Here is a 23678-nt window from a genome sequence, read left to right as displayed (position 1 = left end):
CTGTTACTGGCCCAGGACTTCGCTCTTGACACGCTTGCCCATCTCGGCGATTCCGTCGGCAACCGACTTCTCACCGACCATGATGAGGTCGTGCTCCTGGTTCAGGATCTTGTCCGTGGCCGCGGACTTGTCGCTGACCGGCATCTCCAGGGCGGTGCTGTCCGGCGCGAATGCCTTCTTGGACAGGGTATCGGTGGGCATGCCGTCGAGCTTGAAGTAGGCGTCCGTCACGGCGTCGTCCTGGAGGGCCGGGACCACGCCCACCTTGGAGATGGCCTTGGCTCCTTCTTCGCCGGCGGCCCACTCGATGAACTTCCTGGCCTCGTCGGAGTGGGTGGCGTTCTTGTTCACGGCGAAGGCGGTGGGGGAGCCGAAGGTGGTGGTTTTGCCGTTCGAGTCCTTCTGCGGCATGGGTGCAAGGCCCCAGTTGACGTTGGTCTTGCCGTCCTTCTTGGCCTGCAGCAGGCCGGCGATGTACCAGGTGCCCATGGGCATCATGGCGGCCTGGCCGCTTTCGAACATGGTCCTGTAACTGGTCTTCTGGCTCTTGGCCGTTGCGTAGTCCAGGGAGGCGCCGCTCTTCTGCAGGTCAAGGGCCATGGTGTATTGGTCCTTGAAGTAGCTGTAGTCGCCGCTGTTCTGGTCCTTGCCGTTCTGGGCCGCGGAGATGGCTTCCACCACCGAGCGCCAGATGTGCTGGTAGGTACCGTAGACCTTCTTGCCGTCGGGGGTGGTGCCGCTGAGTTTCTTGGCGATCTCGGCGTACTTGTCCCAGGTCAGGTCCTTGGGGTCGTCGATGCCGGCCGCCTTGAAGAGGTCCTTGTTGTAGTAGAGCAGCCAGAAGTCCTGGCGGTACGGGGCCGCGTAGTACTTGCCGTTGATGTTGAATGCGTCAAGGGTTGCCAGCTTGTCCTTGCCCACGGCGTCCACCACGTTGTTGATTTCCTGGAGCTGGCCGTTGTTCGCGTAGCGGGCATAGTCGATGACGTTCTTCATGGTCAGGACGTCGGTGGTGTCGCCGCCGGCCAGCATGGTGGTGACTTTCTGCGGATAGTCGTCGGCCAGGATGTCAACGGGTTCGATGTGGACGTTGGGGTGGCTGGCTTCGTAGCCGTCGAAGAGGGCCTTGAATTCCGGTGTCCCTGCGTAGTTCCACACGGATACCGTCAACGTGGTCTTGCCGTCCTGGGCCTGCGGTGCCGTGCCTGCGGCCCCGGCGCATCCGGACAGGCCGAGACCTGCGGTGACGGCCAGCGCCATGGCGGTGAAAGTCCTGCGCTTCATTGCGTTCTCCTTTGAGGTTTTGGTTGTGTGCGGCGTGAGGTTGTTCAGGCGCTGAGGGAGAGGTCTGCTGAGACCACTTGCGCCGCGAGTTGCTGCCCGGTCAGGTAGCGTTCAAGGTCGTTCAGTGCTGCATCGGACATCCGCCGGGTTTCCGTTCCCAGGGAGCCTGCGATGTGCGGAGTGATCTCCACGTTGGGAAGGTCGTAGAGAATCGAGTCCGCCGGGAGCGGTTCGGGTTCGGTGACATCCAACAAGGCCTGGATCCGGCCCGTGGCGCACTCGGCTTCGAGGGCCTTGGTGTCCACCAGTGAACCCCGCGCGGTGTTGATCAGTGTTGCGTGGTCCTTCATGGCCTGCAGCTCGGCGGACCCGATCATGTGCCGGGTTTCCGGCAGGGCCGGGGCGTGGACCGTGACGATGTCCGAGGACTCCAGCAGCTCCTGCAGGGACACCAGTTTCCCGCCGGCGTCCGCCACGGCCGCGGAGTCCGCATGGGGGTCGCTGACCAGGCAGGTCACGTCCTGCAGCTGCTGGACCAGCCGGACCACCCGGCGGCCGATGCGGGAGAACCCGATCACGCCGATCACCCGGCCGATGTTGCCCAACTCCCCGCGTGACGTGGCGTAGCCCCAGTCCTCGCGGTGGATGCGTGCGTCGTTCGCGAGCACGTGGGCCTTCTTGCCGGCCAGCACGATCGAAGCGAAAGTGAACTCGGCTACCGGGATGGCGTTTGCGTCGGCGCCGTTCGTCACCACGATGCCGCGTTTCCACAACTCCGGAGTGACGAAGCTGCGAACTGTACCGGCACAATGGAACACCGCACGCAGGTTGGGCATCCGTGCCAGGGCAGGCGCGTCGAGGCGGGGCACCCCCCAGCTGGTCAGCAGGATTTCGACGTCGGCCAGGTGGCCGGTGATCGCCGGGTTGTCCAGGGAATCGGTCCACGGCGCTTTGCCCAGGTCCACCAGGCCCGCCAGCCGGTCGAGCCGCAGGGAATCGAACTGGTCGGCAAAGGTTCCCTGGTTCATGACCAGCAGGGCCTTGGGTTTACGCGACATTCGGGCCTCCTTTCTTCATTGGTTGGAGAGCGGATCGGGCCGCTGTTCATGTCTTGCATCACATCTAACAATCAGTACATACTCATGAACAAGACAGAACAACCAAGATGATCTAGATCACCCTCAAACGATCATGATCGAACAACAGAATCGATTTTTGATGCCTGTTCCGTTAATCCCCGGCGCGGCAACGCCGCCCGGCGCCCCCCTTGCATCGGCGTGGGGGACGCACGCCCGGCCGGATGAGCTGCTGCGCGCCCTCGAGGGCGCGGAGGCCCGCATCACCGTCCGCCCGTCAGGCGATCGAGCCTGGCGCGCTGTGTCCGGAACCAGCCTGGCGGCGCTGCAGCATCAGGCGGTCCTGGAACACGGAACGCCTTGGCCGCAACCGCTGGTTTCCCACTACGCGCGCTACTTCCGTGACGGCAACCGCACCGCCTACGAGGATCTGGTGGCTGCCAGGCAGCAGAGACTCACCCGAGCCGTGGTGATGGCCCTGACCGCTGCCGACGGTGATGAAGCTGACGGGTGGCTTGACGATGTTGTGGACGGCGCCTACCTCCTCTGCGAGCAAAGCTCCTGGTCCTGGGCGGCACACGACGACGTATTCCGCTGCTCCGGGGACGTGGTTCCTGACCGGGGGCGGCCGTTCCTCGACCTGGGCGCCGGCGAGGTGGCCGCACAGCTGGCCTGGCTTGACCACGTCCTCGGTGCCCGCCTGGACAGCCGGGCGCCCGGCCTGCGGAAGCGCCTGCGCGAGGAAGTCCACCAACGCGTGATCCAGCCCTTCCTGGAACGGCTCGACTGGCACTGGCTGGGCCTGGACGGTGACGTCCACAACTGGAATCCGTGGATCCATTCGAACCTCATCGTCGCGGCGCTGTTCCTGGTGGACGATTCCCGCCTGCAGGCTCGGGTCCTGGCCCGCTGCATCGAGGGGATGGACCGTTTCCTGGCCGCCATTCCGGCGGACGGCGCCATCGACGAAGGTTTTGCCTATTGGTGGAATGGGGCGGGCCGCGCCTTGGAGGGCCTGGCGCTGCTGGAGGAGGCCACCGCGGGCGTCCTCGGTGCCGGCTTGCCGGTGATCCGGGAGCTCGTTGCCTTCCCGCACCGGATGCACATCGGCGGCCACTGGTTCCTGAACGTGGCGGATGGGCCCGCACGCGCCGCCACGGCCCTTCCGTGGGACATGCTCCACCGCTGGGCAGTGCGCCTGGGGGACGATGACGCGGCACGGCACGCGGCCTCGATGCTCTCCGGAGCGCCGGATGCGGCCGCCGGGTTGGGCCGCGTCCTGCATTCGCTGTTCCGGAGTGCGTCGGCGCCCGGGCGTCCCCAAGGCGTCAATGGCGCCTTCCCGCTGGTGGCGTTCACCTACCTGCCGTCGGTCCAGATCATGGTTGCCCGGGAAACGGCAGGTTCCACCCGCGGCCTCCTCCTCGCCGCCAAGGGCGGCCACAACGGCGAGCACCACAACCACCGCGACGTCGGATCCGTGGTGGTTGCCGTGGACGGCACCCCCGTGCTGGTGGACGCCGGCCAGCCCACGTACACCGCAAAGACGTTTGGTCCGGACCGCTACGATATCCGCGCCATGCAGAGCAACTGGCACAACGTCCCTGCCCCGTTCGGCATGGAGCAGGGAACAGGCAGCGGGTTCGCCGCCGAAGTCCTCGGGTTGCCCACGGCGGAGCAGCCACGACTCCGACTCGCCCTGGGGGCAGCCTACGGGCTGCAGCCGCACCAGTGGATCCGCACGTCCACCCTGGACCGGGTCATGGGCCGGGTCACTATTGCCGACCACTGGGACCTCCCTGCCGGCCCGCACAGTGAAGGCCCGCACGCTCCAGCACCGGATGGAGCGGCGTCCGACGTCGACATCACGTTCCTGGCCTCCGGCACCGTCCGTGTCGGTCCGGCGGGCAGCGCGGAAGTCCACCCGGCCGGTATTCCCGGCACGGACTGCGGAGGCGCCGCGGCAACCGGGCGGGGAGCCGCCTTGCGCTGGGAGCCTGGATCCGCCGTCGTCCTCGTGGATGAATGGCACCTGGAAGACCCGCTGCTGTCCGTCGTCTGGGGACCGAAACTCACCCGCCTGCGCTTCCGCGCGCCAACCCCGTCCGGCGCCCCAGGCGCATTCACCCTCACTGTGGAGGCAACACCATGAGTCCTGAGCCATCCGCCGGAGCGGAAGGAAAATCGTTGTTTTCCCTGCAGCGCCGGGAACGGCTCATGGAGGAGCTGCGCGCCCATGGCGCCATCACCGTCAGGGACATTGCGGCGCGGTTCGGGGTCAGTGAGCTGACCATCCGCCGCGACGTGAACACCCTGGCGGATGAAGGGCTGGTGTCCCGGGTCCACGGCGGTGCCACACTGCCCAGCCCCCTGGACCGCACCGCGGCGGGCCGGCCGGCCAACCACAGCTATTCGATCGGCATGGTGGTCCCGTCGCTGGACTACTACTGGCCGCAGGTGATCAGCGGGGCGCGTGCCGAAGCGGAAGTCCAGAACCTCCGGATCCTGGTCCGCGGCTCCGCCTACGACGCTGCAGACAACCGGCGGCAGGTCCAGGCCCTCCTGGATACCCAGAACATCGACGGACTGATCGTGGCACCGGACATGGGCGGGGAGCACGGGCAGGAGCTGCTGCGGTGGCTTAACGCGCTGCCCATCCCGGTGGTCCTGGCCGAACGCCGCTCGCCGCCCGAGGTTCCGGCGCACCGGCTCGAGTGGGTGGCCACGGACCATGCCTTTGGCGCCGGCATGGCCGTACGGCACCTGTGGCAGGAAGGGCACCGGCGGATCGGCTGCCTGACGGACTCCTCCAGTCCCACCAGCCCGCACGTCGTCCGGGGTTGGCAGCAGGCCCTCACCGCGCTCAAGATTCCAGTCCAGGGAGCCGTCCTCGAAGACTCCGTGAAACAGGTCAACGGTGACCGGGCACAGCACTTCGACCAGGTGCTGGCACTCTGCTCCGCAACCGGTACCACCGCCATCTTGGTGCATTCGGACACCCAGGCGGTCGCATTCGTCCAGCACTGCGTGGACCGTGGACTTGCCGTGCCGGGGGACATCGCTGTGGTGGGATATGACGACGAGGTGGCCTACCTCGGCGAACCCGCCATTTCAGCCGTCCGCCCGCCCAAGCAGTACGTGGGCAAGGTGGCGGTCCAGCTCGTGGCCGCCCGGCTCGCCGAGGGCCGGATGCGGCCTGTGCACCGGGTGGAACTGAATCCCGACCTGATCCTGCGTGATTCATCGGTGGGGGCGCCGCGCGCTGCCACGGGTGCGCTGCTGGACTCGCCGTAATCACGATGCCGCTCCGCGGGCCGCCCACTGCCCGGCCCGCGGGCAACACACACCCCTAGGAATCCATGCCTGTCCCTGCACGTCCCCTCGCCCTTGTCCTTCCCCCGCTGGACCGGGACTTGTCGCCCTACACCGGCCTCACCCGTGAGCACTGGTGCGCCTACGCGGACCACCTCCTGCGCTCGGCGCACAGATTCGCCACCGACGACCACGCCAACCTGTTCCTGCCGGGCGCCACCAGCGCCTACGGTCGCCGAAGCGACTCGCTCGAAGCCTTCGCCCGCACATTCCTGCTCGCCTCCTTCCGGATCGCCGGAGACCCGGAGGGCACCCGCTGGCTCGCGGACTGGTACGCGAAAGGGCTCGACGCCGGCACCGACCCCGCCAACCCCGACCGCTGGCCCACGCCGGGCGAACTGGACCAGGCCAAGGTGGAAGCCGCATCGCTGGCCGTTGGACTGGCCCTGACCCGCGACATCCTCTGGGACACGTTGCCCCGCCGGGTGCAGGAACAACTGATCGCCTGGTTAGAGACGGTGATTGGTGAAACCTACCCACCAATCAACTGGGTGTGGTTCCAGATCGTGGTGGAGATCTTCCTCGCCGGCGTTGGCGGCAGGTCTTCGGATGCCGATATCGACGCCGGCCTGGCCGTCCATGACTCCCTCCACCGCGGCCACGGCTGGTTCGCCGACGGGCCGGAGCGCGCGTACGACCACTACGTGGGCTGGGCCTTCCAGGTGTATCCGCAGTTGCTGCAGCTCATGGCGCCCGGGGATCCCCGGGTGCAGGCGCGGGCGGCGCTGGACGGCGGCCGGCTGGCGGACTTCCTCGACGACGCCATCCACCTGGTGGGGGCGGACGGCGCGCCCCTGGTCCAGGGCCGCAGCCTGATCTACCGCTTTGCGGCGGCAGCCCCGTTCTGGAGCGGCCAGCTGCTGGGCCATACCCGGTTGAGCCCCGGTGTTTCGCGGCGGGCAGCGTCCGGTGTCCTGGCCTATTTCATGGGCCGTGGGGCGACGAACGACGACGGCCTGCTCACCATTGGGTTCCACGGCGAGTTCCCGGGCATGAAGCAGTCCTACTCCGGCGCAGGTTCGCCCTACTGGGCGGCCAAGGGGATGCTGGGCCTGGCCCTTCCGGCGGACCATCCGGCGTGGACCGCCGTCGAGGAGCCGTTGCCGGTGGAGACCGCAGACACCCGGCTGTTCATCCCGGCCCCGGGCTGGCAGGTGGATGGCACGGCAGCGGACGGCGTGGTCCGGGTCCGTAACCATGGAACCGACCACGCCAACCCCGGAACCCGGGTGGCTGATTCACCGCTGTACGCACGCCTGGGTTACTCCACGGCCACCTTCCCGGACCTGGCGTCCGAGTCCCTGGACAACGCGGTGGTGTTCGCCGATGCCGGCGGGCGGCTGACGCACCGCACCGGGTTTGATTTCCTGGGCCAATTCGGCGCCGGCGGGGTGCAGGTGGGCGCCTCCCGTGCGGCCACGCACTGGATCGCGATCGATCCCGACGGCGGTCCGGACCACGGCAGCGGAGCTGCCGGGATTGCCACGCCCGGTCCGGAAGTGACGGTTGTTTCGGTGACGCGCGGCGCCGTCGAGCTTCGCCTGGTGCGTGTGCGCGGGGCGTCCGGGGCGGCCGCGCGGCTGCGGATCGGCGGGTGGCCGGTCCCCGCCGGGTCCACGCTCAGCAGTATGGTCCGTCCCGTGGGCCGGGGGCAGGACCTTGACGACGCCGGCACGTGGCAGTCGGAGGCGCCGCACCCGGTGGGGGAGCAGGTGGCCATTCCGTGGGCCGGCACCGCCGGTCCGGCGGCTGACGGAGATTACGCGGCCGTCGTCGGACTCGGCGGGAACGGACTCACCACCGAACTGGACGCCGCCGGCTTCCGCGGGGACGGCCTGTTCGTGTTTGCCGACGGCACTGCCGTGGACCCCGCCGCCGTGTGGGCTCAGCTCCGGCCGTAGGTCCGGCACCTTCCGCACGGGCCCACTGCACCTCAGGACGTTGCGGCGCCCTCGGCCGGATGTGCCGCGGGCGGCGCAGCGGCCTCGTGCGGCGCCGCCTCCGATGGCGCCGTGGCCCCTGCCGCGGCGGGCTTGATGTTCTGGTTCACATGGAAGAAGTTGTCGGGGTCGTACTTCGCCTTCAGGTGGGCAAGCCGCGCATAGTTCGATCCGAGGGTGTCCTCGATCCGGGACTGGTCGTCGGCGTCCTGGAAGTTAAGGTAGCCGCCGGGCTCGGAGAACTCGTGCAGCGCGGACCAATATTCCCGGACCCAGGCAATGTTTCGCTCGTTTTCCGCCGGGTCGGGCCACTGCGCCGCGATGACCGGCGCAAAGTCAACGTCGCGGTACGCGAACGCGGTGGCCTCGGGCGCCACCCTCTGGACCGCCCCGTCGATCGGATAGAAGTGGTTGGCCGAGTGGACGCTGGGAATACCCGGTGCGTACTCGACGGCGGTCCGCAACGCCTCGTCGCTGAGGGTGCGGAGGAAATCAGCCTTCCAGTAACCCTGCAGTCCCGGAACGCCGCTGAGTCCGTCGAACATGACGTTCAGCGCCGGGTACGGCATGGGTGCGAAAAAGCTGCCCAGCACCGTCCCCGCGTCAAGCATCTTCTGCCAGTGTGCCGGTCCCGCGTCAAGATCGCCCGTCCACATGCCGGCAATCACGGCCACCGGCTTCCCGTGCCATTCTTCGGGAAGGAACGGGACCGGCGGTCCCTGGTGGAATCCAAGGAAGGCCCCCATCTCGTCGGGCTCGGCGGCGATCCACTCCCGGTAGGCAGCGCCCACCGCGGCACCGGCCGATGCATCGAAGAACATGATCCCCACATGCACCATGTCCACCGGGTGCAGCCGGAATTCCATCGACGTCACCACGCCGAAGTTGCCGCTTCCGCCCCGCAGCGCCCAAAAGAGGTCCACGTTTTCCGCTTCGCTGGCCGTGACGAAGGTCCCGTCGGCAAGGACCACGTCCGCTGATGCAAGGTTGTCGCAGCTCAGCCCATACTTCCGGGAAAGGTAGCCGATGCCCCCGCCGAGCGTGAGGCCGGCGACCCCGGTTGAACCGATAATCCCGCCGGTACTGGCCAGCCCGAACGCATGCGCAGCGTGGTTGTAGTCCGCCCACGTGGCGCCGGGCTCCACCCGGGCCAGCCGTGCCGCGGGGTCTACGCGGACGCCGCGGCGGGCCGAGAAATCAAGGACCAGGCCGCCGTCGACCGTCCCAAATCCCGGGGCACTGTGTCCGCCGCCACGCACGGCGACCTCGATCCCGAGGCCCCTGGCGAACCGGACGGCCGCCAGGACGTCCGCCACCTGCGAGACCCGCAGGACTGCTGCCGGACGGCGGCTGATCATGCCGTTGTAGACAAGGCGCGCGGCCTCATACTCGGCGTCGTCCTCTTCGATGACCTGCCCGCGGACCTGTTCGCGGAGCACGTTGAAACGTTCGCTACCCATCACAACTCCAGATATTTGTGTCGAAGACCAGGGGCAGCCGGCTCCATACAGGGCCCAGCGGGGGCCAGCATGATGATTCTTTCGGTATACGCCTGGCCTCTGGCGGGGTCAAGGGAGCGCCGGTGCCATCGGCCCGGTCCGGGCAGGACAGGGGCCGTTGGACCCTGTCCTGCCCGCCAACACCCCCTCTACTGTGAAACCGAACACGTCACCGCAGCAACGCTTAAGGGGATCGAATGACCCGGATATCAGTCGTCACCGGCGCCGCCTCCGGCATTGGCAAAGCAACCAAAGAGCTGCTGGAGCAGCGGGGCGGCCGCGTCATTGGCGTGGACATCCACGGCACTGACGTGACCGCCGACCTTTCAACCCCCGCAGGGCGGACAGCGCTGGTGCAGGGAGTCCGGGACCTGGCGGAGCAGGTGGACGCCGTGTACGCGGTGGCCGGCCTGGCCACCCCCACGCCGGCTACCGTGGCGGTGAATTTCTTCGGCACCGTCGCCACCCTTGATGGCCTGCGCCCGCTCCTGGCCGGATCCCCTTCCCCGCGGGCCGTGCTGGTCTCCTCGATGGCCGCCCTGATGCCCAGCGACCCCGACCTCGTTTCCCTGCTCACGGCAGGGGACGAAGCGGCGTCGCTTGCCCGCGCCGAGGTCCTGGCCCGGGAACCGGAAACCACAGGGGGACTCATCTACGCCTCCACCAAGCTGGCGCTCTCACGCTGGGTCCGGCGGCAGGCAGCCACCCCGGAATGGGCCGGCGCAGGCATCCCGCTCAACGCCGTCGCCCCCGGCATCATTGCCACCCCCATGACGGCGGGCCTGATTGACACAGCCGAAGGCCGGGAAGCCCTGCTTGCGATGGTCCCGATGCCGTTGAACGGCATCGCCGAACCGATCGCCGTGGCCCGCCTGCTGGCCTGGCTCGGCGGCGAGGAAAACACCCACCTGTGCGGCCAGGTGGTTTACATCGACGGCGGCAGCGACGCCGTCCTGCGCGGCGACTCCGTCTGGTAACCCCCAAGCCACCCATGCTGCACGGCCTCCCGGCCTGATCCACGGCGTCGGCGCGGGACAGGCGCCCCGCCCCGGCCGTGGGGCTATGGTGGTGCCTATGCGAAGGTGCGCCGATGGCTGATGGACTGACGACGGGCGCCTTGGAGTGCCTCTACACGGGAACCGTCTGGGCTGAAGGGCCCCTGTGGGTACCCTCGACGCAGACCGTGCGCTGGAGCGACATTCCCAACAACCGCATCCTGGAATTCGACCCCGCCACCGGCGCCGTCCGCGACTACGCGCAGAACGTCGAATTCACCAATGGGCGCACGCTCGACCACGACGGCAGCGTGGTGCAGTGCAGCCACGGCCGACGCCGGGTGGAACGGGACAGGAACGGCACCGTGACCGGCCTGGTTGATTCCTTCCGGGGCCACAGGCTGAACTCGCCCAACGACGTGGTCATTGCCGGCGACGCGTCCATCTGGTTCACCGACCCGCCCTACGGCATCCTTCCCGGCACCACGGAAGGGCACGAGGGCGAGCAGGAATACGGAGGCTGCTACGTGTTCCGTCTCGATCCGGCGTCCGGAAACCTTGACGCCGTGATCACCGACCTCGTGCACCCCAACGGGCTGGCGTTCTCCCCGGACGAGACTGTCCTGTACGTGGCGGACACCGCCGGGCCCAGCCACGGGGTGCCGCTGAGGATCGTGGCCTACGACGTTCGCGATGCCGCCTGCGGGCCCGGCCGCGTCGTGGTGGAACTCCCCGACGGGCGGGCAGCCGACGGCCTCCGGGTCGATGTCGAGGGCAGGATCTGGACCTCCGCAGGCCCCGCCGTCAGGATCTACTCACCATCTTTCGAGCTGCTGGCTTCCATCGACGTCCCGGAGACGGTTTCCAACCTCTGCTTCGGCGGCCCGGACGGCCGGGACCTCTATCTCACCGCGACCACCAGCCTGTACCGGATCCGCACCAGAACCCGCGATGCGGCCGGCCGGAACATTCCATCAACCCACCCCTGAACGTGAGGACATCCATGCAGTACAGAACCCTGGGCCACAGCGGCACTGTCGTGACCAACTACGCGCTCGGAACCATGACGTTCGGCGCGGAAGCCACTGAGGAAGATTCGCACGCCATCCTGGACAGCTACTTCGCCGCGGGCGGAAACTTCATCGACACCGCCGACGTCTACAGTTCGGGCACGTCGGAGGAGATCATTGGCCGCTGGCTGGCCCAGCGTCCCGCGCTCCGGGACACGGCGGTCATCGCCACCAAGGGACGCTTCCCCATGGGAACGGCACCGAACGACGTCGGAACCTCGCGGCGGCGCCTGACGCGCGCTCTGGACGATTCCCTCCGCAGGCTGGGCGTGGACCAGATCGACCTCTACCAGCTGCACGCGTGGGACCCCATCACGCCGCTGGAAGAGACCCTCCGCTTCCTCGACGACGCCGTGAGCCGGGGCAAGATCGCCTACTACGGTTTCTCCAACTTCCTCGGCTGGCAGCTGACCAAGGCCGTCCACACGGCGCGCAACCAGGGCTGGAGCGCGCCCGTGAGCCTGCAGCCGCAGTACAGCCTGCTGGTCCGGGACATCGAATTCGAGATTGTCCCCGCGGCCCTCGACGCCGGGATTGGCCTGCTGCCGTGGTCCCCGTTGGGCGGCGGCTGGTTGTCCGGCAAGTACAAGCGGGACCAGCGTCCGGCCGGCGCAACCCGCCTCGGTGAAAACCCCGAACGCGGCATGGAGGCGTGGAAGGCACGCAATGACAACCCCCGGACCTGGGCGGTCATTGACGCAGTCGAAAACATCGCCGCGGGCCACGGGGTAAGCCCCGCCCAGGTGGCCTTGGCCTGGCTCGCGGACCGGCCGGCCGTGACCTCGGTGATCCTGGGAGCCCGAACCACCGAACAGCTGGCCGACAACATGGCTGCTGCCGACCTGCGGCTCAGCAGTGAAGAAGTCAGCAGGCTGACCGAGGCCAGCCTGCCGCAGACGGGGGTCTACCCGTATGGGCCGATGGCGCAGGAGCAGCGAAGCCGCAAAATGGAGGGCGGCCGCTAGGAACGGCGGCGGTGCGTGGGCCTTTACGCCGGGTGCTTCAGCACATCGGGCAGTTGGTCCACGTACACCGTCTGCGGCGGGTCGTAGTAGATCACCAGCACTTCCTCGCCCACCGCGAAGCCGCTTGATTTGTCATACGGGTAGGCGTGGAACGCCATGATGCCGCCCAGGTACGGCAGCATGACCTCCCCGATGGTGCCCGGCCCGATGCGGCCGGTCACCCGCCCAATCTTTCCCGTCAGGCTCCGGTCCACCTCTTTGTGCATCGGCGGTCCCTACGCGCCCGGAGCCTTGGGCGCACGCTTATCCTCGCCGCCCTTGCGGAGCGCTGACGAGAGGGCCGGCAGATAGTCACCCACCTGGGCCAGGATCCCGCCCAGCATCTTGTTGACCCCCTCGCCGCCGTTCAGGACCGTCATCTGCCCCACGTGGGAGAAGGGCTCGGCCGCTGCGGCGATGATCGCGGGCATGTTTTCGGCGAGCTGCTGCGAAATGACGGCGTCCTGGTTGGTTCCCAAAGCCTCGGCCCGGGCCTTGATGCCGTCCGCCTCTGCAAGGGCCTTGGCCTTGATTGCCGACGCTGCCGCGTCGCCCTTGGCCTTGGTGGCTGCGGCCTCGGCCTCACCGGTGACTTTGGTGGCGCCGGCGGCAGCAGCTGCGGCGTTGGCGTTGGCCTGCGCCTGAAGTTCCGTTCGGCGGGCATTGGCCGTGGCCTCAAGCTCGGTGCGCCGGGCCAGGGCCTCTGCGGCGGAGATGTCGGCGGCCTTTTGGCCCTCCGCGTCGGTGCGCTTGGCGTACGCTTTCGCATCGGCAGGCTTCCGGATGGTGGTCTGCAGCTTCTGCTCTTCCCGGTCCGCCTCCAGCTTGGCAACTTCGGTCTCCTGAACCACCACCTGCTGCCGGGCCGTGGCCTCCGCCAGCGGGCCGGCCTGCGCAGCGTTGGCTTTGGCGCGTTCGGCGTTCGCCTGCGCCACTGACTGCCTGATCGCCGAGACGCTCTGCGCGTCGGCAATCAGCGCGGCAGCCTCCGCCTCCTTTTCGGCCGCCTCGCGGTTGCGGGTGGCCTCGGCAATGCGGGCCTCCATCTTCACCTGCGCGATGTGCGGCTTGGCGATGTTCTGGATGTACCCGGTGGGGTCCTGCAGGTCCTTGATCTGCAGCGAATCCACCACGAGGCCCAGCTTCTCCATTTCCACGCCGCTGGCGCTGCGGACCTGCGAACCCAGCTTGTCGCGTTCGCGGATGATTTCCTCCATGGTCATGCTGCCAATAATGGAGCGCAGGTGCCCTTCAAAAACGTTATAGACCTGGCTTTCCATTTTTGGTTGCTGGCCCAGGAAACGTCGGGCCGCATTGGCAATAAAAGGCGGGGCATCGCCGATTTTGTAAATGACAACCCCTTCCACGATCACTTGGATGCCTTGGGAAGTAACGCAGGACACTTTGAGCTCAGTCTCATTCAGCGTGAGCGAGAGGGTCCGCACCGTCTGGAGTCCGGGCAGCACCAGGGCGCCCTTGCCGGTGACGATCTTGAAGTCCATTCCGGCCCGGGTTTCGAGGGTTCCGCGGGTCAGCCCGGAAATGATCAGGGCTTCGTTGGGTTCGGCCACCTTCCACATCAGTTTTGTTGCCGTCCAAATGAATCCGATGGCGACGAGCACCGCCAGAATGGTGGCAATAAGCGGGAAGAATGCGGTGAAATCCGGCATGACCAGGTCCTTTCGATGCCGCGGAACAGGCATCACGGTAAAGCCCCAATAAATGCAGCCGTCGGGAATTCCGCCGTAGAAATAAATCTCGCCGTCGGCGCGCCCGGCCAGCTGTTGTAGACAGTCTGGTTGGGCCCCGCCCAAGAGTCCAGAGCTGGGCTGATATTTGCCTGCGGCAACAGAAAACGGGGCGGCCTGCGGGGGAGTCGGCGGCTGTCCAGTCTTGGCCGGCGAGCCTCACCGTCCGGCGGCGGCAGCGAACGCGTCCACGACCGGCCACAGTACCTCGGGGTGCCGGATATCGCTGTGGGCGCCGGCGAAGGGGTTCTGGTCCTGGGAGATCACCGCATTGGCGTCAAGGCAGTAGAACCCGCCCGCGCTGAATCCGTAGGACTCACCCGGCCGGCGCATGGGGACCGTCGTTGTGCCGGCCTGCTGGTAGCCGTCATGGCCCATCCCCTCCCAGCGGTACATGAAGTCGTGGACGTCCTCGTTGTCCTGGCGCTGGAGGAAGCTAGCCGTCGGATACCAGGTCCCCACCGCGCGGTCGGCTTTGCTGAAGGTGGCGATGAACGGCCCGTCCACCCGGCCGGCACAGGATGCCAGGAGGCCCGACCGTGCGGGGTCGGTGGGCAGCGGGGACGCGAAACTGAAGTGTGAGAAGGCCCCTTGGATGAGGTAGAGCGACTTGACGGGGCTGCCAGGGCCAACAGCGGAGGCCGGCAGCCCGGCGAGCGCGTTGGCCACCAGCCGGGCCCCGAAGCTGTGCCCCATCAGGTAGATGCGCGGTTGGCCACCGGGTCCTGCGAGGGAACCGAGGTACGGGCCCAGTCCCTGGCTGCCGATGACGCCGGCACGGTTCTTCATTTCGTAGTAACTGAACGCGCGCAGCACCTCACGGGCGCCTTTCCACAGCATGCCGAAGGGGTTCCCGATGTCCTGCGCACTCGACTGCGACGGGGCGGCGAGCGCGGCGGCGTGGGTCAGGAGGGGCGCTGTGGTGGCTGCCAACGCTGCCTGCAGGTTCGAGTCCTCGGATTCGGGCGGCGGCACGGGGGAGCTGACCAGCCGGAGCGCAAGGTGGTGGAAGCGTTCGAGTTCCTGCGGATCTTCCGGTTGCCGGTCCAGCAGGTCTCCGATCGCGCCGAGGTCCTGCTCGTTCCGGGGGAACGCCGGGGCCAGGTGCGCCGCCAGTGCCGCCCCCGTGGACGGGGCTGCCGGCGCGGCGGTTGCCTGGTCCTCGGGAAAGAGCAGGGACGGCCAGATGATTCCGACGGCGGCGCAGCCTTCCGCCTGTTGTCCCAGCTGGCCGGACAGATTGCCGAACATCCACTGGTAGAGGCTGCGCGCGGACCGGACATCGCTGTTCCAGCCGTGGGAGAAGACGAAAAGGTCACGGATGCTGCCATCCGCAACGGCGGCGGCCAGGGAAGCACCGTCTGCCGGGTTTCCAGGGTCTGGGCTGCCATCTGCGGCGAAGGCCAGCTCGTAGTAGTCGAGGTCACCGATGCGACCGGTCATGGCTGCTCCTGGCTGGTGGGTGGTCAGATCGAGTTCAGGACCCGCATCAGGTCCACCAGGCCGCTGCCTTGGAAGAACGGGTGCCGGCCCAGAGAGCTTGCATTTTGCATGAACAGGTCTTTGACCACCTCAGGCTTGCCGATGAATTCCGGCCGTGCCGAGAGGAACGCGGCGATGGCTCCTGAAACGTGCGGGGCAGCCATCGAGGTTCCGCTGTCCTCGACGTAGCAGGGCATGGGAGCGGTCGCGTCCTTGAAGCCCGGGACCTGGCTGCGGGTCTTTCCGGCTGCTGCTGACGTGATGCGCTCGCCGGGGGCTACAAGATCCGGCTTCAGGCGCCCGTCAAGGGTGGGCCCCTTGGAGGAGGTATAGGACACCCCGAAGACGTGCGGCTGGTCCCGGTGCGTTGAGCCGACCGTGATGGCCTTGGCTGCGTTTCCCGGGTCGGTGATGGTGGAGAGCCGGCCGTAGAAGTCGCCGTTATCGTCCCGGGCGTCGCCACCGTTGCCTGCGCTGACCACCACCACGACGCCGGAGCCCACCAGCAGGTCGATCTCCCGGCACAGGGGGCTTTGGCCGGCTGCGAAGTCACCGGGGTACCAATCGCAGCCGAGCGAGAGGTTGACGCCGTGGATCACCATGTTGCGGCCGTAGGAGTTGACCGCCCTGACGTAGTTCAGTGCGGCGATCACGGCGCTGGACAGCGTGTGCTCCTGGTTGTTGAGGACCTTCAGGCTCACCAGCAGGGCCTCGGAAGCCAGGCCGGCCAGAGACCGGCCGGGGTCCAGTTCCCGCGGTGTCCATTCAGGCAGCCCGTCCGGGGTGGAGCGGCTCATCATGATGACTGCCGCCGGGGGAGCGGAGCCGGCGATGATCCCTGCCACGTGTGTCCCGTGTCCGACGTCGTCCACCAGGGCAGGTGCCGGGTCCTGCGGGACCAGGTCCTTGGCTGAGCGGACGGCTCCTGCGTCCTGGGGAGCCGAGCCGTCGGCATCCGGGCCGGAGACCAGAGCCGTGAAGTCGCGGTGGAGATCCGCCACCCGCGGGTCATGCAGGTTGTCCGCTTTTCCCGCCTGGACAGGAAGGAAATGCGGGTGCGTGCCGTCGATGCCCGAGTCGATGACGGCCCATACACATCCGCGGCCCGAGGCCCCGAATGTGCGCAGGGCGGCATCGGCCTGCACAGTGGCGGCCGACCTGTCGATGTGCGGACGCACAATGTAGTCGGGCCACACACGGTAGATGGTGCGCTCCGCAACCCCGTGTGCCGCATCTGCGGCCAGGAGGTCGATGAGCTCGTCGGGCCGGAGCCGGCACTGGAGGTACAGGGTTGAGACCTGCAGCGGCGGGGCAGGCGGATCCGCAACCGATGAAAAGGTGTCGTTGAAGAGCGTGGCGAACCGGGCCCCCGCGGATGTGGCCAACGTCCCGTGCCCCACCTGCAGTTCCACCAGGACGGCCTGCCGCTGGTTGACGTCGGTGTGGACCAGAAGGTCGTGTCCGCGCTGCTCTGAATTGTTGCGGGGCCTTAGCAGTGAGCTCACCAAACGCGTCATGCCATTCTCCGGTCTCACTGAGGTGCTGCCACCAATTATGGGCAGCGGCCCCGGCATGTCAATACGGCGCGGGCCGCCCTACCATGAGGTGTGGGCTCGAAAAACCGCATCGTGAGGCGGGCGGCGCTCGCGGTGGCCCTCTCCGTCTCCGGCTGCACCTACACGGACGACCCCCTTCCGCCCGGTACCTTTCCCCCTGCCTTGGAGCCTATGGTGCAGCAGATCCAGCTGTTCCTGAACCAAGGCGCCGTCTCGGCCGTAGTCCAGGTCCGGTGGCCGGGCGGCGAATGGTCACAGGCCTTTGGCGTGCGCGACCTCGACTCCCTGGACCCGGCGCAGCCCACGGACAGGGTGGAGATAGCAGGCGTCACCCAAGCGATGACCGCCGTCACGGTGCTTCGGCTCGTCGATGACCATCTCATCGGCCTTGATGACCCTGTTATCGACGCCGTCCCTGAACTCGCGGGCCTGCTGCGGCCGCCCGGACCGCTCACTGTGCGCCAGTTGCTGAGTCACACTTCCGGGATGCCGGACGCCGCCACGGCACTGCCCCATGACGTGGACTTCCGCCCGGCACTGTCGCGGGCCCTGGACCTCGAGCAGCAGGTGCAGGCCGCCGGGACGCTGCCTTGGCGGGCCTCCGACGTCGGACTGTTCACATACTCCACCACCGACTACGTGGTCCTGGGCCTCGTGGTGGAAGCCTTGCGCCATAAGCCATTCGCGCAGGTCATGCTGGAACAGGTGTTCTCCCCGTTGGGGCTGAAGGACAGCACCCTGGACCGGCCGGACGCGCGGGCACCAAACATCCTCCATGGCTACGTCACCCTTCACGGCGAGCGTATCGACACCACCGACGACGCGTCCGTCGCCGGCTCCCCGGCATCCGGTGTGGTGTCAACGGTGGCGGACCTGAACCTTTTTATGGCCGCACTCCTCCAGGGCCGGGCCGTTTCCCCGTCCTCGCTGCGGGAGATGAAGACCAGCCCCGGCTTTGGCCGCTTCGGGCTGGGATTGTGGCGCTTCGCGGATCAGTGTTCACCGGCCATGCGGCAGGAAAGCAAGGGCTCGTTCCGGGACTTCCAGACCGTTGCCGTCAGCAGCGACGACGGGCGCTACCAAGCCGCAATGACGGTCACGGCGCCGCCCATGCCCGGCGAGGTTGAAGACCCCGCCAGCACCGGCCGCCGGGACCTCCTCAACGGCCAGATCGAGTCCACCCTCAACGAGGCGCTGGACAGGCTCTGCCAGCCTGCCCGCTGAGCACAAACGCGCCGGTCAGCCGCGCCTAAGGCCGCACCCGGGGCCTGTCCGGATGGTCCCCGCGGATCTACACTGAAGCATCCCGCGACACGTTGCGGCCGGGGAAAGCTGGCGTGGGAACAGAGGATCAACTACATAGCTGGAAGGGCGGACCATGGGCAACGCGTCGCAGGGAGCTAACCGGGCAGTTTCGGAAGCGGCATCGGCCAGCCGCAGCCCGGCGTTACGCATTCTGGCCCGTGCCGGCTTCGTGTTCATCGGCCTGGTCCACGTGTTGATCGGCGTGATCGCCCTGCAGCTGGACCGGGGCCAGGGCGGGGAAGCGGACCAGTCAGGGGCGATCGGATCCCTTGCCTCAAAACCCGGCGGCGGAATCCTCCTGTGGGCAGGGGCGGTTGCCTGCGCGGCCCTCGCTCTGTGGATGGTCGGCGAAGCCGTGTTTGGTGCGCGTTCCGAAAGTGATTCGAAGAAGAAGCTGAAAGAGGCAGGATCCGCTGCGGGAAAGGCCGTGGTGTTCGGTTTCCTGGCCTTCACGTTCGCCGTGTTCGCGACGGGCGGTTCCAAGAGTTCCAGCCAGTCGGCCAGTGACTTTACGGCCAAGCTCATGGCTGCGCCCGCTGGAGTGGTGCTGCTGGTCGTTGTCGGCTTGGCGATCGTTGCCGCCGGCGTTTACTACGCGTACCGGGGCTTCACCCGAAAGTTCATGGAAGACCTGCAGGATCCCGGAAACGCCCGCACCGCTGTCGAGTGGCTCGGCACCGTGGGCTACATCGCCAAAGGAGTGGTCCTCGCCGTCGTTGGTGTCCTGATTATCGTGGCGGCTGCGACCGCCGATCCGTCCAAGTCTTCAGGACTGGATGGCGGCCTGAAGGCACTGGGTTCACAGCCCTACGGCGTGTTCCTGCTCGCGGCCATCGCCGCCGGCCTCATCTGCTACGGCGTGTACTCCATGGCGCGGGCCCGGTACGGCAAGTTCTAGGGAGCGGTCTTGTCAGCCGATGGGCCACCAGTCCGGAAGCAGTTGCCACAGGTCCGCCAGGAATTCCTCCGCCGGCCGGGGCTGATCCTCCAGGAGGCGTGACTCCAGTGCCCCCACCACGCCGTAGGCAATGAACCGCGCCACCATGGGCGGCGGGACGTCGCGGCCACCCGGTGCCGGAACGGCGATGGCCCTGCGTTCGATCAGCAGGCGGACCGAACCCTCGAAATGGGCGCCGAGCATGCCGTGCAACCCCGCAGTTCCCGGCTCGGCGGCCAGGCCGTGGCGGTAGATCCGGCGGTGGGCATCCACGTGGCGGACCACCCCGGCGGTTACGGCTGCGACGGCGTGGCCAATGTCGCCGCCGGACACGGAGAGGTGCTCGTCCCGCAGGGCATCCAGTTCGGCGGAGAGGACCTGCCGCAGCAAGGCGGCGGGGGATGCCGCGTGCTGGTAGAACGTCGACCTGTTGACCCCCGCGGCAGCGGCGACCTGCGCGGCCCCCAGTGTCCCGGCGTCGTGGTCCGCTGCCAGTTCCAGGATGGCGGCGGCGAGCCTGGCATGGCTCCTGGCCGCGCGGGGATCGCGGGCAGCCGGTACCTCCGTGCCCTGATCCGGTCCTTTTGTCATGCCGGTCACACTCCCTGGTGATCTTGGCCGCCGGCGGTGGATATACCGCCCCCGCGGGCGTAGCGTTCTAACTATCCAACATTTGTTGGATAGTTCGATCGGGCCACTGTACCTTCGGCTCACGGTTGAAAGGAAGCACCACCATTCCCATGTCTCGGCTGGGCCGCCCTGAGGATGTGGCGGCGGCATCCTTCCCGCCGCCAGCGACGACGCCGCGTTCATGACCGGGTCCGAACTCGTGTTCGACGGCGGCTACACCGCCCGCTGAACCAGAAACCCACATCAATGCAACAGAAAGAAGAGGGCAGCAGCATGCGCGCCATAGTGTTCAACGAATGGAAGCAGTTTCCCGAGCTTCAGGAAGTGGCCCGGCCCGTTCCCGGGCCCGGCGAAGTCCTGCTCAAGGTGGCCGGAGCGGGTGCCTGCCACTCGGATGTCAGCATCTTCGAGGATTTCACGGCTGAGGTGCCCGGAAACATGTCGAAAGGCTTCATCCTGGGCCACGAGAACTCCGGGTGGGTTGAAGAGCTCGGCCCCGGCGTCGACGGCATCAACGTCGGCGACGCCTACCTGGTGTACGGGCCCATCGGCTGCGGGCACTGCAAGGCATGCTCCCGCGGCCAGGACACCTACTGCGAGAATGCGGCGACCAACCCCTACCTGGGTATCGGACTTGGACGGGACGGCGGCATGGCCGAATACGTCACCGTCCCGGTGCGCAACCTCATTCCGCTCGGTGCGGCGGATCCGATTGCCGCGGCACCGCTGGCCGACGCCGCCCTGACGCCCTACCACGCCATCAAGACTGCCCTTCCGCACCTGAACGGCGGAGGCCGCTTCGCGCTGGTGGTGGGACTCGGCGGGCTGGGACAGATCGCAGTCCAGATCCTCACGGCACTCACGGGCGCCACCATCATTGCCACCGACATGAAGCCGGAGGCCATGGCCAAGGCTGAAGCGGCAGGGGCCGTCACCGTGCCCGGCGGCCCGGACCAGGTGGCCAAAATCCGTGAGCTTACCGGCGGCCGGGGCGTGGACGCGGCCTTCGACTTCGTGGGCGTCACCCCCACCATCGCCACCGCCACCGGGTCCATGGCCCAGGGCGGACGGCTGACCGTGGTGGGCATCGCCGGCGGAGTCCACGAATGGACGTTCTTCAACACGCCCTACGAATCCACCATCACCAACACGTACTGGGGCACCATCGAGGAGCTCCACGAGGTGGTGGACATGTACCGGGCGGGCCAGATCGTACCGGAGATCGAGACCTTCTCCCTTGACGACGGCCTGGACGCCTACCGCCGGCTGGCGGAGGGGAAGCTGAGCGCCCGGGCGGTGGTTGTCCCGCACCAGGGCTGACCACCCGGGGCCGGTCCCGGGCGGCCACTCCAGGCCTGCCGGACGAGTCCGGCCGCCCGGCAGGCAACCGATGCGGAAGGTGTGAATTGGCTGTGGAGTTGCTGTGCGATCTGTCGCATTGGCCCCGCCGGCACTACAGTATCCTCACTGAATGCCTACGATGGGACACGGACAAACGACAATAACGTGGCGGCCGGCGACTTAGCCGCCGCCGGATTCCAGGCAGGAGGCGGCACCCATGCAACACACCGTGCCGCTGCGCGGGCACCCGGCCAGGCTCGTTGCTGCCGGCACGTTCGGCGTCCTGCTGGCCGTTACGTCAGGCAGCGCGGCGCAAACCCAGCCGCCGGCCACGGGGGAGGCCCCGGTCCGGGTGGTAGTGGTGGGGGACTCGCTCAGCACCGGCCACGGCACCTCGCCGCAGGAAGCCTGGCCGGCCCTGATGCGCAACGACCCCGTAGGCGCCGGCCTGGAAGTGGTCAACGCAGCAGAAGACGGCAGTGGATACGTCAGCCCCGGCGATTTTGACGGCACGTTTGGCACCCAGGTTGAGGAGCTCGTCAACGCCAAAACGGGGATTGTGGTGTTCTTCGGCTCGGAAAACGACCTCGGCTACGCGTCCGATGAAATTGGCGACGCCGCGCTGGCGGCGATGGACCGGGCCGAGACGCTCGCCCCGGAAGCGAAAATCATTGTGGTGGGACCGCCGTCGTACTCCCCGGACCCGGACCCCGGCCTCCTGGAGATCAGCAGCCAGCTCAAGGCCGCCACGGCCCGGGCCGGAGGCGAATTCGTGGACCCCATCGCCGAGGGCTGGATCAGCGGCGACTTCGATGACTTGATCGGCCCCGACGGCGACCACCCCACCGTGGCCGGACAGCACTACCTCCTGGAACACATCGGCGCCTACCTTGAGCAGGCGGCGCCGGCTGCCGCGGCGGCCGTGCAAGGACGCCCCGAACCCCAGTGATACGCCGGCTCCTGCCGGCGGCCGGCATGACGGTCCAGGAATCTGGAGGAATCTATCGATTACCTTCAGGGCGGGGATTACGGTAGAGGAGTGACTGACCGCCCCGAAATCTACACCGTTGGTGAACTCCGAGCAGCGGGCCATGTCCTCAAGGACCTGAGGCACGAAATCCGCGACAATCTCCTCGCCGCCCTGGCAGCAGGTCGTGACCCGTGGCCTGGCCTCTATGGGTTCAGCCGGACCGTCCTGCCCCAGCTTGAGCGAGCCCTGATCGCCGGCCATGACCTCGTGCTGCTGGGAGAACGCGGACAGGGCAAAACCCGCCTGCTCCGCACCTTGGCCGGGTTGCTGGACGAATGGTCTCCGGTGATTGAGGACTCGGAACTGAACGAACACCCCTATCAGCCGATCACCGAACAGTCCCTGGCCCGCGTCCGGGCCGAGGGGGACCGGTTGAGGATCGGCTGGCGGCACCGTTCCGAACGGTACGTCGAGAAGCTCGCAACGCCGGACACGTCCGTGGCGGATCTCGTCGGCGACGTCGACCCCATGCGCGTGGCCGAGGGCCGAAGGCTCGGGGATCCGGAGACCATCCACTACGGGCTTATTCCGCGCTCCAACCGCGGCATCATCGCCATCAACGAGCTCCCGGACCTGGCCGAACGCATCCAGGTGTCCATGCTGAACGTGATGGAGGAACGTGACATCCAGATCCGCGGGTACGTACTGCGGCTGCCCCTCGACGTGCTTGTTGTGGCCTCCGCCAACCCGGAGGACTACACCAACCGCGGCCGGATCATCACCCCGCTGAAGGACCGCTTCGGTGCCGAGATCAGGACCCACTACCCGATCGAACTCGAGGACGAGGTCTCCGTCATCCGGCAGGAGGGCCGGCTGGTGGCTGACGTCCCGCCCTTCATCCTGGAGATCCTTGCCCGCTACACCCGGGCGCTGCGCGAGTCCCCGGCCATCAACCAGACCTCCGGAGTTTCGGCCAGGTTCGCGATCGCCGGTGCCGAAACCGTGGCCGCGGCGGCGCTCCGCCGGGCCCGGCTCCGCGGGGAGGACCACGCCGTGGCCCGGATCATCGACCTTGAACCTGCCGTGGAAGTCCTGACCGGCAAGATCGAGTTCGAATCGGGTGAGGAAGGCCGCGAACAAGGCATCCTCGACCACCTCCTCCGCACCGCCACCGCAGAGGCCGTCAGGGCCCACTTCCAAGGTCTCGATATGGGACCGCTCGTATCGGCCCTGGACGGCCACCGAACCGTCACCACCGGGGAGCAAGTCACGGCACAGGAGTTCCTCGCTAACCTCCCGTCCCTCAACGGCTCCGGTCTGTACGACGAAATCGGCCGCCGCCTGGGTGCGACGAACGACGGGCAGCGGGCTGCCGCCGTCGAACTGGCCTTGGAAGGGCTCTACCTGGGCCGGCGGATCTCCAAGGAGTCCGACGACGAGGAAACCATCTACGGCTAGGCGCAGGAGGC

19 protein-coding genes are annotated in these 23678 nt (G+C 67.6%); 11 read left to right on the top strand and 8 right to left on the bottom strand.

Annotation, left to right across the window (positions count from 1 at the left end; all coding sequences use genetic code 11):
• Positions 1 to 3: 3 nt before the first annotated feature.
• Complete coding sequence (locus tag DC347_RS05440; protein ID WP_109044669.1) at positions 4 to 1284, bottom strand: sugar ABC transporter substrate-binding protein; 1281 nt, start codon at positions 1282 to 1284, stop codon at positions 4 to 6.
• Between the two features lie 44 nt (positions 1285 to 1328).
• Positions 1329 to 2342 (bottom strand): hydroxyacid dehydrogenase, encoded by a 1014-nt coding sequence (locus DC347_RS05435; RefSeq protein ID WP_109044668.1) that lies wholly within the window; start codon positions 2340 to 2342, stop codon positions 1329 to 1331.
• Between the two features lie 160 nt (positions 2343 to 2502).
• On the opposite strand from DC347_RS05435, the gene DC347_RS05430 reads away from it, so the two are divergent.
• The 3 genes from DC347_RS05430 to DC347_RS05420 all read left to right on the top strand — a co-directional run bounded on the left by DC347_RS05430 (position 2503) and on the right by DC347_RS05420 (position 7633).
• Complete coding sequence (locus tag DC347_RS05430) at positions 2503 to 4512, top strand: heparinase II/III family protein (RefSeq protein ID WP_240617695.1); 2010 nt, start codon at positions 2503 to 2505, stop codon at positions 4510 to 4512.
• Complete coding sequence (locus DC347_RS05425) at positions 4509 to 5654, top strand: LacI family DNA-binding transcriptional regulator (RefSeq protein WP_109044667.1); 1146 nt, start codon at positions 4509 to 4511, stop codon at positions 5652 to 5654. Before DC347_RS05430 ends, DC347_RS05425 begins: the two co-directional genes overlap by 4 nt.
• Positions 5655 to 5719: 65 nt before the next feature.
• Positions 5720 to 7633 carry a DUF2264 domain-containing protein gene (locus DC347_RS05420; protein WP_109044666.1) on the top strand — a complete coding sequence of 638 codons (1914 nt, stop codon included), beginning with the start codon at positions 5720 to 5722 and terminating at the stop codon, positions 7631 to 7633.
• A 32-nt stretch (positions 7634 to 7665) separates the two neighbouring features.
• On the opposite strand, the gene DC347_RS05415 is transcribed toward DC347_RS05420, so the two are convergent.
• Positions 7666 to 9132 (bottom strand): FAD-binding oxidoreductase, encoded by a 1467-nt coding sequence (locus DC347_RS05415; protein WP_018761196.1) that lies wholly within the window; start codon positions 9130 to 9132, stop codon positions 7666 to 7668.
• A 236-nt stretch (positions 9133 to 9368) separates the two neighbouring features.
• Here DC347_RS05415 and DC347_RS05410 point away from each other — a divergent pair, with 236 nt between their 5' ends.
• From DC347_RS05410 to DC347_RS05400, 3 genes are all read left to right on the top strand, one after another.
• Positions 9369 to 10148: an SDR family oxidoreductase gene (locus tag DC347_RS05410; RefSeq protein WP_109044665.1), complete on the top strand. Its 780-nt coding sequence runs from the start codon at positions 9369 to 9371 to the stop codon at positions 10146 to 10148.
• Positions 10149 to 10261: 113 nt separating this feature from the next.
• Complete coding sequence (locus tag DC347_RS05405; protein WP_018761198.1) at positions 10262 to 11155, top strand: SMP-30/gluconolactonase/LRE family protein; 894 nt, start codon at positions 10262 to 10264, stop codon at positions 11153 to 11155.
• A 14-nt stretch (positions 11156 to 11169) separates the two neighbouring features.
• A complete protein-coding gene (locus DC347_RS05400; RefSeq protein ID WP_109044664.1) occupies positions 11170 to 12201 on the top strand; it encodes an aldo/keto reductase in 1032 nt (343 codons plus the stop codon).
• A 23-nt stretch (positions 12202 to 12224) separates the two neighbouring features.
• Here the strand turns inward: DC347_RS05400 and DC347_RS05395 are convergent, their stop codons facing one another.
• From DC347_RS05395 to DC347_RS05380, 4 genes are all read right to left on the bottom strand, one after another.
• Positions 12225 to 12467: a hypothetical protein gene (locus DC347_RS05395; RefSeq protein ID WP_109044663.1), complete on the bottom strand. Its 243-nt coding sequence runs from the start codon at positions 12465 to 12467 to the stop codon at positions 12225 to 12227.
• Between the two features lie 9 nt (positions 12468 to 12476).
• Entirely contained in the window at positions 12477 to 13910 is a 1434-nt protein-coding gene (locus tag DC347_RS05390) for a flotillin family protein (RefSeq protein ID WP_018761201.1), read from the bottom strand.
• 237 nt (positions 13911 to 14147) lie between these two features.
• The gene (locus tag DC347_RS05385) at positions 14148 to 15431 is read right to left on the bottom strand and encodes a serine/threonine protein kinase (RefSeq protein ID WP_109044662.1); all 1284 of its coding nucleotides are present in this window, start codon (positions 15429 to 15431) and stop codon (positions 14148 to 14150) included.
• A 23-nt stretch (positions 15432 to 15454) separates the two neighbouring features.
• Positions 15455 to 16987: a S8 family serine peptidase gene (locus DC347_RS05380; protein ID WP_109044661.1), complete on the bottom strand. Its 1533-nt coding sequence runs from the start codon at positions 16985 to 16987 to the stop codon at positions 15455 to 15457.
• A gap of 90 nt (positions 16988 to 17077) precedes the next feature.
• On the opposite strand from DC347_RS05380, the gene DC347_RS05375 reads away from it, so the two are divergent.
• Together DC347_RS05375 and DC347_RS05370 are read left to right on the top strand one after the other, a co-directional pair.
• Entirely contained in the window at positions 17078 to 18250 is a 1173-nt protein-coding gene (locus DC347_RS05375; RefSeq protein WP_109044660.1) for a serine hydrolase, read from the top strand.
• 154 nt (positions 18251 to 18404) lie between these two features.
• A complete protein-coding gene (locus tag DC347_RS05370) occupies positions 18405 to 19229 on the top strand; it encodes a DUF1206 domain-containing protein (RefSeq protein ID WP_109044659.1) in 825 nt (274 codons plus the stop codon).
• A gap of 12 nt (positions 19230 to 19241) precedes the next feature.
• Here the strand turns inward: DC347_RS05370 and DC347_RS05365 are convergent, their stop codons facing one another.
• A complete protein-coding gene (locus DC347_RS05365) occupies positions 19242 to 19859 on the bottom strand; it encodes a TetR family transcriptional regulator (RefSeq protein WP_109044658.1) in 618 nt (205 codons plus the stop codon).
• 312 nt (positions 19860 to 20171) lie between these two features.
• On the opposite strand from DC347_RS05365, the gene DC347_RS05355 reads away from it, so the two are divergent.
• The 3 genes from DC347_RS05355 (at position 20172) to DC347_RS05345 (ending at position 23667) form a co-directional block, all read left to right on the top strand.
• The gene (locus DC347_RS05355; protein WP_109044708.1) at positions 20172 to 21218 is read left to right on the top strand and encodes an NAD(P)-dependent alcohol dehydrogenase; all 1047 of its coding nucleotides are present in this window, start codon (positions 20172 to 20174) and stop codon (positions 21216 to 21218) included.
• A 238-nt stretch (positions 21219 to 21456) separates the two neighbouring features.
• On the top strand, positions 21457 to 22188 hold the full coding sequence (locus DC347_RS05350) for an SGNH/GDSL hydrolase family protein (protein ID WP_109044657.1): 732 nt from the start codon (positions 21457 to 21459) through the stop codon (positions 22186 to 22188).
• Between the two features lie 90 nt (positions 22189 to 22278).
• The gene (locus tag DC347_RS05345) at positions 22279 to 23667 is read left to right on the top strand and encodes a sigma 54-interacting transcriptional regulator (RefSeq protein ID WP_109044656.1); all 1389 of its coding nucleotides are present in this window, start codon (positions 22279 to 22281) and stop codon (positions 23665 to 23667) included.
• Positions 23668 to 23678: the final 11 nt, after the last annotated feature.

The sequence above is a fragment of the Pseudarthrobacter sp. AG30 genome (assembly GCF_003116525.1).
GTDB lineage: Bacteria > Actinomycetota > Actinomycetes > Actinomycetales > Micrococcaceae > Arthrobacter.
This window is presented reverse-complemented; position numbering and strand designations above follow the sequence as displayed.